Annotated in this window: 15 protein-coding genes, 1 pseudogene and 1 riboswitch; of the genes and pseudogenes, 9 read left to right on the top strand and 7 right to left on the bottom strand. The window is 35.1% G+C overall.

The genetic code is table 11. The annotated features are described in order from the left end of the window. Positions 1–174 precede the first annotated feature (174 nt). A complete protein-coding gene (gene parC / locus ACQKMV_RS05840) occupies positions 175–2,607 on the bottom strand; it encodes a DNA topoisomerase IV subunit A (protein ID WP_427502842.1) in 2,433 nt (810 codons plus the stop codon). Continuing rightward, positions 2,600–4,579, bottom strand: coding sequence for a DNA topoisomerase IV subunit B (gene parE / locus ACQKMV_RS05835; RefSeq protein WP_427502841.1), 1,980 nt, complete (start codon positions 4,577–4,579; stop codon positions 2,600–2,602). Before parE ends, parC begins: the two co-directional genes overlap by 8 nt. Positions 4,580–5,272: 693 nt before the next feature. Between parE and plsY the strand changes: the two genes are divergently transcribed. The 9 genes and pseudogenes from plsY (at position 5,273) to ACQKMV_RS05790 (ending at position 14,433) form a co-directional block, all read left to right on the top strand. After that, positions 5,273–5,875, top strand: coding sequence for a glycerol-3-phosphate 1-O-acyltransferase PlsY (gene plsY / locus ACQKMV_RS05830; protein WP_427502840.1), 603 nt, complete (start codon positions 5,273–5,275; stop codon positions 5,873–5,875). A gap of 19 nt (positions 5,876–5,894) precedes the next feature. Then, positions 5,895–6,185, top strand: coding sequence for a HesB/YadR/YfhF family protein (locus tag ACQKMV_RS05825; protein WP_427502839.1), 291 nt, complete (start codon positions 5,895–5,897; stop codon positions 6,183–6,185). Positions 6,186–6,313: 128 nt separating this feature from the next. Then, on the top strand, positions 6,314–7,861 hold the full coding sequence (locus ACQKMV_RS05820; protein WP_427502838.1) for a spore germination protein: 1,548 nt from the start codon (positions 6,314–6,316) through the stop codon (positions 7,859–7,861). Between the two features lie 14 nt (positions 7,862–7,875). Next, positions 7,876–9,075, top strand: coding sequence for a Ger(x)C family spore germination protein (locus tag ACQKMV_RS05815; protein WP_427502836.1), 1,200 nt, complete (start codon positions 7,876–7,878; stop codon positions 9,073–9,075). Positions 9,076–9,078: 3 nt separating this feature from the next. Next, positions 9,079–9,312: a hypothetical protein gene (locus ACQKMV_RS05810; RefSeq protein ID WP_427502835.1), complete on the top strand. Its 234-nt coding sequence runs from the start codon at positions 9,079–9,081 to the stop codon at positions 9,310–9,312. 39 nt (positions 9,313–9,351) lie between these two features. Further along, the gene (locus tag ACQKMV_RS05805; protein WP_427502833.1) at positions 9,352–10,920 is read left to right on the top strand and encodes a GerAB/ArcD/ProY family transporter; all 1,569 of its coding nucleotides are present in this window, start codon (positions 9,352–9,354) and stop codon (positions 10,918–10,920) included. Positions 10,921–11,108: 188 nt separating this feature from the next. After that, complete coding sequence (locus ACQKMV_RS05800) at positions 11,109–11,426, top strand: hypothetical protein (protein ID WP_427502832.1); 318 nt, start codon at positions 11,109–11,111, stop codon at positions 11,424–11,426. A gap of 27 nt (positions 11,427–11,453) precedes the next feature. Next, positions 11,454–12,022 (top strand): annotated as a pseudogene (locus ACQKMV_RS05795) (spore germination protein); the annotation flags it as partial. A gap of 200 nt (positions 12,023–12,222) precedes the next feature. Continuing rightward, a complete protein-coding gene (locus ACQKMV_RS05790; protein ID WP_427502830.1) occupies positions 12,223–14,433 on the top strand; it encodes an endospore germination permease in 2,211 nt (736 codons plus the stop codon). Between the two features lie 80 nt (positions 14,434–14,513). Here ACQKMV_RS05790 and metA read toward each other — a convergent pair whose 3' ends face one another. The 5 genes from metA to ACQKMV_RS05765 form a co-directional block, all read right to left on the bottom strand. Next, positions 14,514–15,449, bottom strand: a complete 936-nt coding sequence (gene metA, locus ACQKMV_RS05785) for a homoserine O-acetyltransferase MetA (protein WP_427424806.1) — start codon at positions 15,447–15,449, stop codon at positions 14,514–14,516. A 152-nt stretch (positions 15,450–15,601) separates the two neighbouring features. Next, a riboswitch (SAM riboswitch) is annotated at positions 15,602–15,712 on the bottom strand. Between the two features lie 305 nt (positions 15,713–16,017). Then, complete coding sequence (locus ACQKMV_RS05780) at positions 16,018–16,542, bottom strand: hypothetical protein (RefSeq protein ID WP_427502829.1); 525 nt, start codon at positions 16,540–16,542, stop codon at positions 16,018–16,020. Between the two features lie 149 nt (positions 16,543–16,691). Continuing rightward, entirely contained in the window at positions 16,692–17,027 is a 336-nt protein-coding gene (locus ACQKMV_RS05775) for a hypothetical protein (protein ID WP_427502828.1), read from the bottom strand. Between the two features lie 163 nt (positions 17,028–17,190). Then, positions 17,191–17,796, bottom strand: a complete 606-nt coding sequence (locus tag ACQKMV_RS05770) for a hypothetical protein (RefSeq protein ID WP_427502827.1) — start codon at positions 17,794–17,796, stop codon at positions 17,191–17,193. Positions 17,797–17,810: 14 nt separating this feature from the next. Next, a complete protein-coding gene (locus ACQKMV_RS05765) occupies positions 17,811–18,149 on the bottom strand; it encodes a hypothetical protein (protein ID WP_427502826.1) in 339 nt (112 codons plus the stop codon). Positions 18,150–18,573 lie beyond the last annotated feature (424 nt).

Raw genomic sequence — 18,573 nt, 5'->3', positions numbered from 1 at the left:
GAAAGCAAAAAATAAGCATTTGCTCTACTTGTATTTCATATGCTAAATGCTTATTTATTTTCAAAATAATTATCAAGGTATTTTGTAGCTACACCTTAGAATTTTCTTTTCCATATGAAAACAGCGTTTTAAAAAAAGCCCAGCTCGTAAAGGAGCATGGGCTGAAAACTAATGTTATTTCTCTTCTTTTTTGACCGTAAAGACATGTGAAATGGCACCGTCTGTAGCTATATCCACTTTAAAGGAGCCATTAGAATGGCGATCTGCTCGAGTTAATGCTTGTACATCAAGGATCTCTTGCATACCTTTTTCCGTTTCAATCAATAGCTGTTCCTCATCTGTAACCTTTACTACAGCTACGATACGATGTGGGTTCGCTTTTAATTCTGTTAACACTTTTAAGCCGCGTTTTGCACGACTCGTCATCTCTACCTCGGCAACATTCATTTTCTTTACAGCACCGCGCTGTGTCACAATCGCAACATATGCCGTGTCATTTGGCGGTAAAACATTGACGCCGACTAATGCTTCTCCGTCCTTCAGCGTAATCCCTTTGACACCACCTGTTTTTACACCCGTTACCGGTAATTCCTCCATCGGGAAACGAATAGCATAGGCAGTATCTGTCGTTAACATTAGTTCTGCCTCGTCCTTCACGATATCTACAAAAATCATTTCATCGCCTGACTTGACATTCATCGTTTTGATCGGCTTCGAATAGCGTGTTACAGCATAATCTGCTAAAGGTGAGCGTTTAATTTGTCCATCTTTTGTAGCTGTTAAGATATACGTATTTGCCTGTTCAAATGTCTCAAAACCATACACAGCAATAATAGATTCATCTTCTCCGGTCGGCACAATACTTGAAATATGCTGACCAAGATCCTTCCACCGAATATCTGGTAGTTCATGGACAGGCTGATAAATATAATTGCCTCGATTTGTGAACAGTAGAAGATGATGCTGGGTATTTAAAGTTGCTTCATATATTAAATAATCGGAATCTTTCATAGCAAAATCCTGACCATTCGAAGCTGCATGTGAACGTGTAGATGTACGTTTAATATAGCCATCCTTTGTGACAGTCACTACGACCTCTTCACTTGGCACAAGGACATCTAACGTAATTTTGATTTCTTCAATTTCTTGTTCAATTTTCGAACGGCGTGGTTCTGTAAAACGTTTTTTAATATCAAGCAATTCTTGTTTTATAACTCGTACAAGTTTTGCTTCACTATTAAGAATACCTTCAAGCTTGGCGATAAGTTTATCTAATTCATCTTGTTCATTGCGAAGCTCAGTAATATCTGTATTTGTTAAACGGTATAATTGCAAGCTAACGATTGCCTCTGATTGCACTTCTGTAAAGTCAAACTTCTCCTGTAAATTCATTTTCGCATCTCGTTTATCATTAGAAGAACGAATCGTTGCAATGACTTCATCTAAAATGGACAGCGCCTTGATTAAACCATCAACAATATGCGAACGATCTTTAGCTTTTTGCAAATCATAAATGGAGCGGTTCGTCACGACTTCCTTTTGATGGGTAATATAAGAATCCAGTAACAATGGTAATGTCATCATTGTCGGACGACGATTATGGATAGCAATCATATTAAAATTATAAGCTACTTGTAAATCCGTTGTTTTGAACAAGTAATTTAAAATCCCTTGTCCAGGAACATCTTTTTTCAGTTCAATGACAACACGTAAGCCTGTACGATCCGATTCATCACGAATTTCCGCAATTCCTTCAAGTCGTTTATCCACGCGTTGCTCATCAATTTTCTTCACAAGATTTGCTTTATTAACATCATACGGTAATTCCGTAATAATGATTTGCTCTTTTCCACCTTTAATTGGCTCAACGACTGCTTGAGCACGGACCATGATTTTACCTCGTCCTGTTTCATACGCCTTTTTAATACCATCGACACCTTGAATGATACCACCCGTTGGGAAATCAGGCCCTTTAATAACGGTCATTAATTCATCTACAGTAGTGTTTGGGTTATCTAAGCGCATAAGAACACCGTCTAGCACCTCATCAAGTGCGTGAGGAGGGATGTCTGTAGCATAACCGGCCGAAATACCTGTTGAGCCGTTAACTAGTAGATTCGGGAAACGAGCTGGTAAAACAGTTGGCTCCATATCCTGATCATCAAAGTTTGGCACAAATTCAACGGTTTTTTTGCCAATATCGCGTAGCATCTCCGCTGCAATAGCAGAAAGTCTTGCCTCTGTATAACGCATCGCTGCCGGTGGGTCTCCATCAACAGAACCGTTATTCCCATGCATTTCAATAAGCATATGACGCGCCTTCCAATCCTGACTCATGCGCACCATTGCTTCATATACTGAGCTGTCACCGTGTGGGTGATAATTACCTATAACATTACCGACTGTCTTTGCAGATTTACGGAATGGTTTTTCGTTCGTATTCCCCTCTGTAAACATCGCATATAAAATACGTCGTTGAACAGGCTTAAGACCGTCACGTGCATCAGGCAACGCGCGGTCTTGAATAATATATTTACTATAGCGACCAAAACGGTCACCCATTACTTCTTCTAAAGGTAAATCTTGAAACTTTTCCGTACTACTCATGTTGGTCCTCCTCTTGTTGGATGAATTCATTTTCTAAAATATTTGAATCATCCTCCATACCGAAGTTTACATTGGCTTCGATCCATTTACGGCGTGGCTCTACTTTATCGCCCATTAATGTTGTTACACGTCTTTCAGCACGTGCACCATCCTCAATTGTTACACGAATTAATGTACGCGTTTCAGGGTTCATCGTCGTATCCCACAGCTGGTCAGCATTCATCTCACCAAGACCTTTATAGCGCTGTAAGATGTAACCCTTTCCAACTTTTTTAATGGCCTTTTGTAAATCATTTTCGGTCCAAGCATATTCAATCACTTCTTTTTTACCAGTACCTCTTGATATTTTATAAAGTGGTGGTAATGCGATAAATACCTTTCCAGCTTCAATCAATGGACGCATATAACGATAGAAGAACGTTAATAGCAGCACTTGAATATGCGCTCCGTCAGTATCAGCATCGGTCATAATAACGACTTTGTCATATGCTGAATCTTCGACAGAGAAATCTGTACCGACGCCAGCACCAATGGCATGGATAATCGTAGAAATCTCCTCATTTTTCATAATATCCTGAAGCTTTGCTTTTTCCGTATTAATAACTTTACCACGCAAAGGTAAAATTGCTTGGAATGTACGATCTCGTCCTTGTTTGGCAGATCCTCCTGCAGAGTCACCTTCGACTAAATACAGCTCGTTTTTCGCCGCATTTCGAGATTGTGCAGGTGTTAACTTTCCAGAAAGAATCGTACTGCCTTTTTTGCTTTTCTTGCCGTTTCGTGCATCTTCACGTGCTTTACGAGCCGCTTCACGTACTTGTTGAGCACGGATAGCTTTACGCACAAGAGATGCAGACAATTCAGCGTTTTCCTCAAGTACATACAAAATTTGCTCTGAGACAACGCTATCCACTGCCGAGCGCGCCTCACTCGTACCAAGCTTACCCTTCGTTTGACCTTCGAACTGTAGTAAATGCTCTGGTATACGAACAGAAACAATCGCCGCTAAGCCCTCACGAATGTCTGTCCCTTCGAGATTTTTATCTTTATCTTTTAACAGACCAATTTTTCGTGCATATTCATTGAACACACGAGTTAACGCTGCCTTGGCACCTGTTTCATGTGTCCCACCATCTCGTGTACGTACATTGTTAACAAATGAAAGGATTGTTTCAGAGTAGCCATCGTTGTACTGGAAGGCAAATTCTACTTCGATTTCGTCTTGAATCCCTTCCACATACTTAACAGGATGAAGTACGTCTTTCTCCTCATTCAAATACGCAACGAAAGCTTCAATGCCGTTCTCATAAAAGAAAACATCACCTTTGCCTTCCTCGCGTTCATCGATTAATTCAATTTTTAAGCCTTTTAATAAAAATGCTGACTCACGTAAACGTTCTGCAAGCGTATCATAATTGTATTTTGTTACAGAGAAAATCGTATCATCTGGTAAAAAATGAACAAGCGTTCCTGTCTGTTTTGTTTGTCCAATTTCTTCTAATGTCGTCACAGGGTGGCCACCGTTTTCAAAACGTTGACGATACTTTTTACCGTCGCGGTGAATCGTTACTTCTAAAAAAGTGGATAAAGCATTAACAACAGAAGAACCTACACCATGTAAGCCACCGCTTGTTTTATAGCCGCCTTGTCCGAATTTACCACCAGCATGTAAGACAGTAAAGATAATTTCGGGAGTTGGTTTCCCCATCTTATGCATACCTGTTGGCATTCCACGGCCGAAGTCTCGAACGCTGATACTTTGATTTTTATGAATAGTGACAATGATATGAGAACCAAAGCCAGCCAGTGCTTCATCTACCGCATTATCTACGATTTCATATACTAGGTGATGAAGTCCACGGCCATCTGTAGAACCGATATACATGCCAGGTCGTTTTCGTACCGCTTCTAATCCTTCTAATACTTGAATGGCGTCATCATTATAGACGCTTGGTGACTGTTTATTCGCCAAAAATATTCCCCTCCAAAAAACAAACGCATGTTCTATTTATGTTCTCTTCCTAATAATAATAGCATTTCCTATCAATATCTAGTGACAGGCCCAAAAAAATTTTAAAATTTCCTCACAGCTTCGTCGTTTTGATCTGTTTTACCGGAAGAAAATTTGCAATAGCTGCTTTAATATGTATGACTAACTATCCTATTCCCTTGACGCAGGACAATAAACATTAGTTGCATAAATAAAACAACATATGGCTAACTTCTGGTCATTCAAAAAGGTAACAATTGCTAAAGGCTTGGATCTTTTCATTCAGAAGCATTTGAATAATGTCTGAAAAATATACAGGTACAATAATAAATATAAAAATGGGTCTCTTCTGTCTAAAGAAGATTCATACTTGCTAACTCTAGAAATTAAAGATAGACTTCTATTCTACCAAAGGAATGGGAGATTGACAAAATTGCCATTTTACCTATATTTTTAGAAAGGCATTCATGCTGGCTACGTGAATCGTGTCAAAAAGCCTAATCTAAATTCAATATACATATAGAAATCCTTGAAAAATAGTTATCTTTTGTAATGAATTCAAGATACACTAAGAAATCTCCTTCATGACATTGTAGATTATAGAGAAAAAGTGTAGAATATTTGTTACATATTATTAGTACCAAGTGATAATCAATGAATGAAAGGAGTCCAGCTATGCTAAATGGACTTATTATTTTATGTGCTTATCTAATCGGCTCTATACCTTCTGGGTTATGGATAGGCAAAATTTTTTATAAAACTGATATTCGTCAACATGGAAGTGGCAATTTAGGTGCGACAAATACTTTTCGTATTTTAGGAAAAAAAGCAGGAATAGTCGTAACGATTATGGATGTCTTAAAAGGTACAGCAGCCGTATTACTTTTAGCTCTTCCTGTATTCTCTGAAGTCTCCATCCACTCGCTAATTCTCGGACTAATAGCAGTTATTGGTCATATGTTCCCGATCTTTGCAGGTTTCCGTGGAGGGAAAGCAGTGGCAACATCAGCAGGGGTTCTCTTAGGATATTCTTGGCCTCTATTTGTCTTACTATTTATTGCTTTTATTGTAACATTAAAAATAACGAAGATTGTAAGTTTAACTTCCATGATTGCCGCTTTAGTAGCACTTATTTATTCAATCGTTTATTATTTTGTTACAGGTGATTTTGCATTAGGTATTTTAGTGGCATGTTTATTTACCTTTATCATTTATCGTCACCGAGCAAATATTGCCCGCATTAAAAATGGTACCGAGCCAAAGGTGAAATGGCTGTAACAAAGAGAGGAGCATTCCAGTGAATATCACACTAACAGATAAAGCCCTACAATGGTTTAAACAAGAGATGGAAGTAGAATCCGGATATACTATTCGTTTTTATGCTAGATATGGTGGTTCCAGTCCTTTTCACGAAGGCTTTTCTCTTGGTATGACACGTGAAGAACCCATCAACATTGGTGTAAAGACAGTTATTGACGATGTTACCTACTATATTGATGAAAAAGATTTATGGTTTTTCAATGATCACAATTTAAATGTAGATGTGGATGCTACAAATGACGAATTAATATACGAGTATAAAAAATAAAGCAGTGTTTCCTTTCGTTTATACGAAGGGAACACTGCTTTTTTATATGACTTCAATTTCAATCTTAGTTTATCTTCTCTCAAAATTGTACATTCTATAGTTATGCACATCTTGAGGAGGAAAGAAAAATGTCTATTTCTAAAATTACGGATACCTCCCAAAACAATGACCAACTGTATAGTTCACTTTCTCAAAATTTGAAGATACTTAAAAACACTCTGGGGAATAGTAATGACCTAATCATAAGAGAAATTACCATTGGAAATGCTGAAAAATATGAGTTAGCGATTATCTATATAGATGGCTTATCCGATAAAGTAACCATATCAGATACTGTGATTGATAAACTAATGCTAGATATTGAAGCAAATCAAGATACAGATACAGAAAAGATTATTCGATATTTAAGAGATTCTTGTTTAACAGCCGGCGATGTTAATGATATTTTCAACTTTTCAGTTCTGTACAACTCTATTTTGAATGGTGATACGGTCATTTTATTAGATGAATCTTCAACCGGTATCGTGACAAACACAAAAGGTGCAAAAGATAGAGCCGTTATGGAGCCATCAACAGAGTCGGTCATTAGAGGTCCAAGGGAATCCTTTACGGAAACATTACGTACGAACACGGCTCTGATCCGCCGAAAAATTAAAAGTCCGAATCTCTGGATCAAGTCCCGTATTATCGGTGAAGTAACGAAAACGGATGTTGCTGTTATGTATTTAAATGACATTGCGAACGACAAAATAGTAGCAGAGGTTCTTGCTCGATTAGATCGTATTAATATTGATGGTATTTTAGAAAGTGGCTACATCGAAGATTTTATTCAAGATTCTAAATTCACGATTTTCCCTACCGTTTATAATTCTGAACGGCCTGATGTTATTGCTGGTGAACTATTAGACGGAAAAATTGCAATTCTAGTCGACGGTTCACCGTTTGTCCTAGTTGTACCAGCTCTCTTTACATCCTTTTTACAATCAGCTGAAGATTATTATCAACATTGGATGATTAGTTCTCTTGTACGCCTATTGAGGTTTTTGGGAATAAGCCTAGCTTTGGTGGCACCATCGCTATATGTAGCTATCACCACCTTCCATCAAGAAATGCTACCAACTCCTATGCTGATAAGTGTTGCATCTCAACGAGAAGGAGTCCCCTTCCCTGCCATAGTCGAGGCATTCATCATGGAGTTAGCCTTTGAGGTGTTAAGAGAAGCAGGTCTTCGAATGCCAAGAACCATTGGACCAGCCGTATCCATCGTTGGAACATTAGTTATCGGTCAAGCTGCCGTAGAGGCTGGAATTGTATCAGCCGTAATGGTTATTATTGTGGCATTAACAGCCATTTGTAGCTTCCTGTTCCCTTCTTACGGCTTATCTAATACAGTTCGTGCTCTTCGTTTCCCATTAATGATTTTAGCTTCAATACTTGGATTGTTTGGTTTAATGTTTGGCCTTATGATCATCGTTCTACACTTATGCAGCTTACGAACTTTTGGTGTTCCATATTTAAGTCCATTCGGCCCATTAATTCTAAAGGATCAAAAAGACGCACTAGTGTTGTTCCCTCGTAGAGCTTTATTGACTCGACCACGCTTAATTAGTAAAAAAAATACTGTCAGGGGTCATAAATATTTCAATACGAAAAAAAGGAATCAAACGAATGTGTAAACGAGGAATGAACCATGTCAAAATTTAAGGCAATATGTTTACTAATGATTCTTACTTTACTTTTAAGTGGTTGCTGGAGTAAGCGTGAACTCAATGAATTAGCGATTGTCGCGGCATTAGGAATAGATAAAGTTGATAATGAATATGAAATAACTGTTCAAGTTGTGGATCCTGGTGAAATTTCCTCAAGACAGCCTTCTTCAGGACGATCACCAGCTATTACCTATCATTCAAAAGGTGCAACGATCTTTGAGGCAATTAGAAAAATGACAACAGTAACAGCTCGAAAACTTTATTTTTCTCATCTTCAAATAGTTGTGCTCGGCAACAAATTGGCAGAAGAAGGAATTAACGAATCGTTAGATTTGATTTCAAGAGATCATGAATTCAGAAATGATTTCGATGTCATCGTTGCCCATGAAGCGACTGCCGATGAAGTATTAAATGTATTAACACCTATCGAAAAAGTACCAGCTAATAAATTACTAAATTCTCTTAAAACGTCAGAGAAAACTTGGGGTACAACTGAATCCATTAAAATTGATGAATTAATCAATACTATAAATAATAAAACGACAAGTGTAGTCATTTCTGCCATTGAAATAGAAGGGAATAAAAAAGTTGGAATGGAGCAAACGAATGTTAAACGATCGAAATCTCCTGTGCTATTGAAGTATAAGGGCTTAGCTGTTTTTAAAAAAGGTAAACTCCTTGGGATTTTAACGGAAGATGAGAGTAGAAGCCTAAGTTTTTTAAGGGACAAATTACAAAGTACAATTGAAATTCTTGCTTGCCCTAAAGGAGATACGTTAGCAACAGAGATTACGCACTCAAAGACGAAAATAAAAGGTAAATTTGAAAATGGAGCTCCCAAAATCAATGTTTCTATAGATGTTGACCAAAATGTCGGAGAAGTTCAATGTAAAATAGACCTTACGAAAGAAAAATCGATTCACGTCATAAATAAAAAAACAGAAGAACTTATTGAAAAACAAATCGAAGAAACAATCCGTTCAGTTCAGCAAAATTACCGAGTTGATATTTTTGGTTTTGGTGAAGTACTTCATCGTACAAATCCTAAAGAGTGGAAAAAAATTAAAAAAGACTGGCTAACCATATTTCAAGAACTACCAGTGAAAGTTGAAGTACATGTCAACACACAAGGAGTAGGAACGATGGAAAACTCATTAGTTAGTAAGACGAAGGGAGAATAAGCCATGATTATGACGATATTCATACTAATAATTTCTGCTGTGATTGCCGTTGCCTTCATTCCAAAATTAAAAAAAAATAAAGAAACGAAAACGATCGTTATTTTTTCGATTTTTTTATTAATCGGCACTGCATTAAATATTGGCGTCTCATTAAGGCTAAAAATTCCGAGCCCTCTAGACTTGGTTACCTTTATTTTTTCACCAATTAAAGATTTAATTGTCTCCCTGACAAAATAATAAGGAACTTAATGTTAAGAGATAAGGGGTATCGTTCATATGGAAAAAGAAATAATTAGTTCAAAACAATTTATGATCATTACCCTTCTCTTTTCAATAGGGACAGCCATTTTAATTATCCCTGCTAGTATAACAAGTGAATCAAAACAAGATGCATGGATTGCAGCGATCATTGGTGTCGTTTTAAGTTCACCCTTAGTAAAGCTTCTAGTTACTTTAGGAAAACGGACACCTACCCTTACATTTGTAGAGGCTAATGAAAAGATATTAGGTCGTTTTTTCGGAAAATTTACTTCGATTGGCTTTATTTTTCTATCCTTACTATCTGCAAGTGATTTATTATTTATCATTGGCATTTTCATGAGAACAGAAGTTATGCCAGAAACACCAACGAGGGCCTTTGCTTTTCTATTCTGTATTATCATTACTTATGCAGCATTTCTAGGAATTGAAGTTTTTGCCCGTTCTGCAGAAATTCTATTCCCTATGTTTATTTTAATTTTTGTTCTTTTTGTAGTTTGTATTTCACCATCCATCCATATTGAAAATTTACAGCCCATAATGGAAGCTCCAGCAAAATCATTATTCTTTAGTATTATTCGATTTATGAGTCTTTTCTCATTCCCGCTTGTCATACTATTAATGATTTTCCCTTCTGTTGTTAATGTCCATCAATCAGCACAAAAAGGTTTTTACGTTGGCAATATTCTTGGTGGGATTGTCTTAATTGCTATCATCACACTGTCTATCCTTGTCCTAGGTCCGGCAAATACTGCTTCTAGGACATTTCCCAGCTATTCATTAGCTCAAAGAATTTCAATCGGGAATTTTTTGCAGCGTATTGAAGTTATTATGGCAACAATGTGGATAATATCAATTTATATAAAAACTTTTATGTATTTTTACGCTGCGGTCATCGGCTTCTCACAAATATGTAAAATTAACAATCATCGACCGCTCATTTTTCCACTCGGAATGATTATCCTTGGACTTTCACAAATTGTTCATCCTAGTATCATTCATATGAGTATATACGACAGAGATATCTTTCCAATTTTTTCATTCATTTTCGCGATTTTATTACCACTAGTCTTACTACTTGTCGCGAAGATTCGCAAAATTAACGGTAATCAAGGAAATAATACTAATAGTAATTGTAATACACAGAATGAAAGTGGTAGTAATAACGGAAATGATACACAAGGTGCAAGTAGCAATAATAACGTTAATTCTTCACAGAGTAATAGTAGTAGCAATGGTGGAAATGCTACACAAAGTGAAAGTAGTAGTAATAACGTTAATTCTACTCAAAGTGATAGTAGTAGCACTAGCAGTAATACTATAGAAAATGAAAGTAATAGTAATAACGAAAACAATTCTACTCAAAATGAAAGGAGCAACATTGCCGGAAACGCTACACAAGGTGAAAGTAGCAGTAATAACGTTAATTCTACTCAAAGTGATAGTAGCAGCAATAGCGATAATCCTTCACCGAACAAAAGTGATAACGCTTCAAGCAATACTACAAGAATGATAGCGATACCGGCAATACTCCAAACAGTGATAAAAATAAAGATTCTCCAGAAAATTAACAGCATAGTGGCATAAAAAATGATGAACCTGATCATTTCATGGTCATCATTTTTTCTATACATTTGCTCTTGAAAATTAATCAATTATGCATGCCTCAGCATAATGCGTCCGGAAGAAGTTATATGAATTCAATTCCAACCTTGGTTTATCTTCTCTCAAAGTTGTACATTCTATAGTTATGTAAATCTTGAGGAGGAATGAGCATGTCTATTTCTAAAATTGCTGATACCTCCCAAAACAACGACCAACTGTATAGTTCGCTTTCTCAAAATTTGAAGATAATTAAAAACACACTCGGGAATAGCAATGAGCTTTTCATACGAGAAATTACCGTTGGAAAAGCTGAAATATATGCTTTCGCGATCAACTATGTAGATGGCTTAACCGATAAGATAAGCATTTCTGAATCTGTGATTGATAAACTAATGCTTGCTATTGAGGCAAGTCATGAGACAGAAACAGTTAAGATTATTCGCTATTTAAGAGATTCTTATTTAACAGTCGGCGATGTTAATTTTTGAATGGTGATACGGTCATTTTATTAGATGTTTGTCCTAGTTGTACCGGCACTATTTATATCCTTTTTACAATCTGCTGAGCCTTTTGGTTTTTTTTGGAATTAACCTAGCTTTGGTGGCACCATCTCTTTACGTAGCTATCACCATATTTCATCAAGAAATACTACCAACTCCTATGCTGGTTAGTGTTGCATCTCAACGAGAAGGAGTCCCCTTCCCTGCCATAGTCGAGGCGCTCATCATGGAGTTAGTCTTCGAGATGTTAAAAGAAGCAGGTCTTCGAATGCCAGGAACCATTGGACCAGCCGTATCCATCGTTGGAACATTAGTAACGGACAAGCTGCCGTAGAGTAATGATTTTAACTTCAATACTTGGATTGTTAGGTTTAATGTTTGGCCATATGATCATCGTTCTACACTTATGCAGCTTACGAATTTTTGGTGTTCCATATATAAGTCCATTCGGCCCATTAATTCTAAAGGATCAAAAAGACGCACTAGTGTTGTTCCCTCGTAGAGCTTTATTGACTCGACTACGCTTAATAAGTCAAAAAAATACTGTCAGGATCATAATTCAAAAAAAGGAATCAAACGAATGATTCCAAAATTTTGAAAAACATAGAAACAAAAACGATTGTTTTTTTCGATTTTTTTATTGATCGGCGTTGCATTATAAGAATCAAAATTCCGAGCCCTCTTGACTTGATTACCTTTATTTTTTCACCAATTAAAGATTTAATTGTCTCCCTGACAAAATAATAAGGCAACTTTATGTATAGAAAGAAGGGGTATCGTTCATATGGAAAAAGAAATAATTAGTTCAAGACAATTTATGATCATTACCCTTCTCTTTTCCATTGGTACAACCATTTTAATTATCCCTGCAAGTTTAACAAGTGAAGCAAAGCAAGATGCATGGATTTCAGCGATCATTGGTGTCGTTTTAAGTTTCCCCGTAATAAAGCTTTTCATTGCTTTTGGAAATAGAACACCTACCCTTACTTTTGTAGCGGCTAATGAAAAGATATTAGGTCGTTTTTTTGGAAAATTTACTGCGATTGGCTTTATTATTATTTGCTTACTTTCTGCTGGTGAATTATTATACATCATTGGAATTTTCATGAAAACATCAGTTATGCCTGAAACACCTACGATGGCCTTTGCTTTTCTCTTCAGTATTATCATTATTTATGCTGCATATCTAGGAATTGAAGTTTTTGCCCGTTCTGCAGAAATACTATGTCCAATATTTATTTTAATTTTTATTTTATTTGTAGCTTGTATTTCACCATCCATCCATATTGAAAATTTACAGCCAATAATGGAAACATCAAAAAAATCATTATTCTTTGGTATGATTCGATTTATAAGTCTTTTTTCATTCCCGCTTGCCGTATTATTAACGATTTTTCCTTCCGCAGTTAACGTCCAAAAATCTGCACAAAAGGGTTTTTATATTGGCACAATTTTTGGAGGGATTGTCTTAATTACAATCATTACACTGTGTATCCTTGTCCTGGGTCCGGCAAATACAGCTTCTAGGACATTTCCAAGCTATTCATTAGCTCAAAGAATTTCAATCGGGAATTTTTTGCAGCGTATTGAAGTTATAATGGCAGCCATGTGGATTATATCAATTTATATTAGAACTTTTATGTATTTTTACGCTGCGGTTATCGGTATTCGAGAACTATTCAAAATTAAAAATCATCGACCGCTCATTTTTCCACTTGGCATGATTATCCTTGGACTTTCACAAATTGTTCATCCTAATATCATTCATTCAGATATTTACAATAGAGAAACTTGGCCTATGTATTCCTTCGTTTTCATGATTTTATTACCATTAGTTTTATTACTTGTCGCGAAGATTCGCAAAATCAATGGGAATCAAGGAAATGCTTCACAGTGTGTAAGTAGTAGTAATAACGAAAATGCTTCACAGAATGCAAACAACGGTAATAGTGAAAATGCTTCACAAAGCGCTAGTAGTAGTAATAACCAAAATGCTTCTCAGAATGCAAGTAACAGTAATAGCGAAAATGCTTCTCAGAATGCAAGCAGCAATTGCGAAAATGCCTCGCAAAGTGATAGTAATGGTAATAACGAAAATGCTTCGCAGAGTGCAAGCAACGGTAATAACGCAAATGCTTCACAAAGTGGAAGTAACGGTAATTGCGAAAATGCCTCGCAAAGTGCTAGTAATGGAAATAACGAAAATGCTTCGCAGAGTACAAGCAACGGTAATAACGAAAATGCTTCACAATGTGCAAGTAACAGTAATAATGAAAATTCTTCACAGAATGCAAGCAACAGTAATATCGAAAATGCTTCTCAGAATGCAAGTAATAGTAATAACCAAAATGCTTCACAGAATGCAAGCAGCAATAATAGCGAAAATGCCTCGCAATGTGCAAGTAGTAACAATAACGAAAATTCTACACAAAGTGCAAGTAGCAGTAATAACGAAAATGCTTCACTAAGTGCAAGCACCAATAATAACCAAAATGCTTCACAGAATACAAGCAGCAATAATAACCAAAATGCTTCACAGAATACAAGCAGCAATAATAACCAAAATGCTTCACAGAATGCAAGTAATAGTAATAACCAAAATGCTTCACAGAATGCAAGTAATAGTAATAACCAAAATGCTTCACAGAATACAAGCAGCAATAATAACGAAAATGCTTCACAATGTGCAAGTAGTAACAATAACCAAAATGCTTCACAGAATGCAAGCAGCAATAATAGCGAAAATGCCTCACAATGTTCAAGTAGTAACAATAACCAAAATGCTTCACAGAATATAAGCAGCAATAATAGCGAAAATGCCTCACAGAGTGCAAGTAGTAGCAATAAAGAAAATACCTCACAAAGTGAAAGTATCAGCAATAACGAAAATGCTTCTCAAAGTGCAAGCAGTAATAGTGAAAATGCTACACAGAATGATGGCGATACCGGCAATATTCCAAACAGTGATAAAAATAAAAATTCCCCAGAAAATTAACAGCATAATGGAGTTAAAAAATGATGACCCTGAAATGTTCAAGGTCATCATTTTTCCTTTACAATTGCTATTGAATAACATTAAATATGATATTCAATCTCATCAACGAAATCCCATTCATATGGTGTTTCTTGGTAAACATAGTAGTTCAACCAATTCGAGAATAATAAATGTGTATGGGCACGCCACGAATTAATCGGTTCATTTGCTGGATTATCATGTGGGAAGTAATTCACTGGTACTTCAATATCTAATCCTTTCGCAACGTCACGACTATATTCATCTGCTAAAGTTGTCGCATCATATTCAAGATGGCCGGTAATCATAATGTTTTTATTGTCCTTAGATTGCACAATGAAAACACCAGCATCTTCTGAATAAGATAGTAATCGTAAATCAGGATGGTTGCGTACTTCGTCGATTGATACAGATGTGTAACGTGAATGTGGGGCTGTAAATAAATCACTAAAGCCACGTACTAAATCCACTGTTAAATCAGTAATAACATGAGAATATACACCCGAGCATTTAGCAGAAAGCTCAATTTTCCCGATGCCGTAATGATGGTATAACGCTGCCTGTGCACCCCAACATATATGTAAAACCGATGTTACGTTTTGCTTAGACCAATCCATAATTTCTGAAATTTCCTGCCAGTAGTTCACGTCTTCGAACGCCATTTTTTCTACTGGTGCACCTGTAATAATCATGCCATCATAGCGGCGATGACGTATTTGATTGAAGGTCGTGTAAAATAATTGCAAATGTGATTTACTGACATTTTTCGATTCATGCGTAGCTGTATTTAAAAATGTAATATTAACTTGTAACGGTGTATTACCTAATAAACGAAGTAATTGTAGCTCTGTTTTTTCTTTTTCAGGCATCAAATTTAAAATTAATATATTTAACGGACGAATTTGTTGAGTTTTTGCTCTGTCCTCTTCCATTACGAAGATTTTTTCCTCCCGTAAATGTTCTCCAGCTGGTAAGTTTTTCGGAATATTAATTGGCATCTTGCATTCCCCTCTCTTTTATTTCTCTCTGTTAAAATCACTTAGTGCCTTAGTTTCAACGCACAGGCCCTGCGCCAAGCTCATAAGTCTTAAAATTAAAAAATCCCCCTCATTCCTATGAGATAGAATGAGGGGGATTTTTACCACGTTCACTCTTATCTCTCAAAGGACAAATCCTTTGCTGGAATTAGCACCTTTCTAACTTTCGTTAGAGGTTGCTGAAGCGTCATCGGGCCAAATCCCTCAACTTCTCTTGATAAGATTATTTAATTAAAAAGAATTGTATCATGAACAATTAAGAATATCAATAATACATAGAATATTTTGTTATTAATCATGCATGTTCTACTATGAATTGATGAACACTATTCTTGACGCAAACCATGTTTACACTATGAAATATTAAATGTGATTCTTAATTGCTTTAATTTTGGGAGTAATACATTTACCTATTAGTTTATTCCACTTCTTATGAAATCTATGTAATTTTTATTATAACTCATACTTCTGAAAAAAAGAAGTGTATAGCATTTACAAATAAAAAAAGAGGGAAATCATCCCTCTATAGTCAGTACTTCTCTTCCATAAGTTCTGCTCTTCTTACTACTGCCATATTGCCTTGTCCTTGAATATAGTTATTTTTAGGGATATACGCAGATACTCTTATATAGAATTCATCAATTAATAATACTTTGTATATCTTTTGGAATTCCTCTCTATCGAAATACAGATACCACGAATCAGAAGAATCTCCATCAAAAGGTGTTAATTGTACACAAAAATAAGACTTTTCGTTAGTATATCCATAATTATAATAATCACATATTTCAGCAGTTCCACTTAAGAAGAAATCTTTGCTTAAATTATTTGCTAAATCATATTGAACATCTTTACCAGTTAAGTCAAGCATATATCTATCCTTAAATTTTTCATTTGGATCAGGTTCTTTATATACAGTAGCATATTGTTGACCAGAAGCTATCTCTTCTTGAGTAGGTTTATATTCTTCTACAGTTTTCTCTTCTTTACCACACGCTGATAGCAATAAGACAGAACACAGTATCGTAAATATCCATAATTTATTAAATCTCATAATTACACCCCATATTATCTATTGTAGTTATATATTACCATAGTTGGATATAACACGAAATATCTTTCTTTATGGGCGTGTGAAATTGCAAATAAAAAAAGAGGGAAATTCCCCTCCTAAATATTACTTACGATAGTATTTTATCACAATCATTCTTTTTCCTCTTGATTAATTTTCCATTTAATAAATGTTTCTGTGTCTTTTTCATCTACTTTTCCATCATAATTCCAATCATTAGGAATATTTGGCTCAACATCTATATTTTTTACACAAGCATTAATTAAAAACAATAGTAACAGAGCAACTAACGCTACTTTCCACCAACCTAAAAAATATCCTTTATCATCACTAGTATCATCATCTTTATTTAGTTCTAAATTCTGTTCGTTGTTTTGTTTTTTATTTTTATCAGATAAATTAGCAAGTCCTATACAACCAAATACTATCAATAATACTATTATTACTATTGTAGAAATTACCACCATTTATAAGTCACCCCGAATACACATATAATAGGTTCATTTTACCATAATTACCTAATGTAACAATATCAGAGTTGCGTTTTTTATGTATATAACTTAAATTATGTGCGTGTGAAAATTGATATGGTAGCGTACAAAATAAAAAGTTAGGGGTATCCGCTTCTTGTCAATACTTTTCTAATCTTATTCGAATTAATCCTTGCTTGCTGTAATCTACATTAATAATACGATACTTTTTATCATATATAGTTATATCCTCATATGTGTCCTCATTTAATTTAAAATATGTCTTTGCAGCATCATTATCACGTACTGTAATTTCATAAATTGGTTTATTTAGATTAACCGCTTCATTATTTGTTATTGAGAAATCTTTATATTTTAAAATACAAGGAATATAACCTTTTAACACTTCTCTTTCCTCATATACTGGACGTCCTAAATGGTCATATCCAATTAATACTTTCTCTATTACATACCATGGAACGGAATAGTTACAATACTCTAATGTAGCTTTATACTTTCCTCCTCTAGTTTCCAATACATCAGATGTAACTAGATAAATGTTATCGCTATTCTCCTTAATCTTAGTATAATCACCACAATGGAATAAACTTAATGAATGAATATGATACGATGAATTAGGACTGAACGTAGCATTACTTATTACTGCATTAATAGTAAATGGATCATCTTCATAAAAGTTAAATTTATATGGCTCATGAATTGTTTTAATCGTATCTTGGATTATTTTATCATCAAATATTTTCATAATTTAATTTCTCCTTAATTGTAAAATAGGAAAGTATTAGAATTATTACTATCAATTTTAATCTGTCTTATTTTATTATCTAACTGGTCAATCCGCTTCATAATAGTATCGCTAAATTCAGAAACGGTCATATCATCTAATTTAATTGCTTTCATCATTGTAGGATTGTTGGCTAGTCCTTCTAATACTGATAATGCAGTTGCATATATACCTTTTAAGTTTGACTTATCATCGACATCATAAGTATCAGTGGCTTTCAATCCATTCTCTGCTAGGAGTATAGTTAACTGTGCATCGTCTAATTCGACACCTTGTATATCCATCTTTAATCGTTCTAAGTTTGTAATATTCATGCTCTTATCCTTTCAATTTTTAAATTTTATTCATCAATTTATACACTAATTTATACTGCATAAATGAACTACTTATACTAGTAATCGACAGATATGTCGGAAACGTTGGTATATCAAGAACTTCCCATAACCTATCTTATGTAAACTAAATCTAACTTCTACGCTACAAACCCTTGATACTAATGCATTTACACAACTTCTACATACATAAAATATTACGATAAAAGTTGAGTACCAACATTGTATATAATTGTATAAATATGAATCACATAATCCCCTCTTAACACCTTCTACAATTAAATAATTGGTTACTAAAAGTAAGTTTAATTCTATTTTATTTAACGATAGTTCATCATGAACCAATGTATTTTTATTTAATATGGAATAGGATGGCGTGTACGTGTATTTTTTATATAACAGAGCG

This window comes from Lysinibacillus sp. NPDC094403 (assembly GCF_050278745.1).
GTDB lineage: Bacteria > Bacillota > Bacilli > Bacillales_A > Planococcaceae > Lysinibacillus.
This window is presented reverse-complemented; position numbering and strand designations above follow the sequence as displayed.

Excerpts from the sequence above, each read along its gene's own strand:
- parC (WP_427502842.1), bottom strand. The coding sequence starts at position 2,607 with ATGAGTAGTACGGAAAAGTTTCAAGATTTACCTTTAGAAGAAGTAATG.
- plsY (WP_427502840.1), top strand. The coding sequence starts at position 5,273 with ATGCTAAATGGACTTATTATTTTATGTGCTTATCTAATCGGCTCTATA.
- ACQKMV_RS05820 (WP_427502838.1), top strand. The coding sequence starts at position 6,314 with ATGTCTATTTCTAAAATTACGGATACCTCCCAAAACAATGACCAACTG.
- ACQKMV_RS05815 (WP_427502836.1), top strand. The coding sequence starts at position 7,876 with ATGTCAAAATTTAAGGCAATATGTTTACTAATGATTCTTACTTTACTT.
- ACQKMV_RS05810 (WP_427502835.1), top strand. The coding sequence starts at position 9,079 with ATGATTATGACGATATTCATACTAATAATTTCTGCTGTGATTGCCGTT.
- ACQKMV_RS05805 (WP_427502833.1), top strand. The coding sequence starts at position 9,352 with ATGGAAAAAGAAATAATTAGTTCAAAACAATTTATGATCATTACCCTT.
- ACQKMV_RS05800 (WP_427502832.1), top strand. The coding sequence starts at position 11,109 with ATGTCTATTTCTAAAATTGCTGATACCTCCCAAAACAACGACCAACTG.
- ACQKMV_RS05790 (WP_427502830.1), top strand. The coding sequence starts at position 12,223 with ATGGAAAAAGAAATAATTAGTTCAAGACAATTTATGATCATTACCCTT.
- metA (WP_427424806.1), bottom strand. The coding sequence starts at position 15,449 with ATGCCAATTAATATTCCGAAAAACTTACCAGCTGGAGAACATTTACGG.
- ACQKMV_RS05780 (WP_427502829.1), bottom strand. The coding sequence starts at position 16,542 with ATGAGATTTAATAAATTATGGATATTTACGATACTGTGTTCTGTCTTA.
- ACQKMV_RS05775 (WP_427502828.1), bottom strand. The coding sequence starts at position 17,027 with ATGGTGGTAATTTCTACAATAGTAATAATAGTATTATTGATAGTATTT.
- ACQKMV_RS05770 (WP_427502827.1), bottom strand. The coding sequence starts at position 17,796 with ATGAAAATATTTGATGATAAAATAATCCAAGATACGATTAAAACAATT.
- ACQKMV_RS05765 (WP_427502826.1), bottom strand. The coding sequence starts at position 18,149 with ATGAATATTACAAACTTAGAACGATTAAAGATGGATATACAAGGTGTC.